Annotated in this window: 1 protein-coding gene; it reads right to left on the bottom strand. The window is 41.8% G+C overall.

Features of this window, described 5'->3' with window-relative positions:
• The coding region (locus AC4IF5_RS20445) for a phosphopantetheine-binding protein (RefSeq protein ID WP_490737798.1) at nucleotides 1-316 on the bottom strand (316 nt) is incomplete at both ends.

The following is a 316-nucleotide window of genomic DNA, read 5'->3' as shown; positions in this document are numbered from 1 at the left end:
ATACTGTTTCCTCCCAATCTGAAGAAGTCATCATGAATACCTACATGCCCGGAATCAATCCCCAAAACTTCACCATAGATCTGACACAACTGCTGCTGAAGCTCAGTTTCAGGAGCTGTATAATCCTTATTGCCCGTAAAGTCAGGCTCTGGTAAGGCTCGTTTATCCAGCTTGCCATTGATTGTCAGCGGTAAAACCGTCAGATGAACAAAAACACTCGGTATCATATACTCAGGCAGACATCCCGAAAGATATTCTGATAATTGGCTGGAATCAATTTCAGTTTCTGATACATAATAGCCTGCAAGGTATTTTA

It is taken from the genome of Chryseobacterium sp. UF-290, assembly GCF_058245615.1.
The sequence above is the reverse complement of the archived record's forward strand: the minus strand, read 5'-3'. Positions and strand labels throughout refer to the sequence as shown.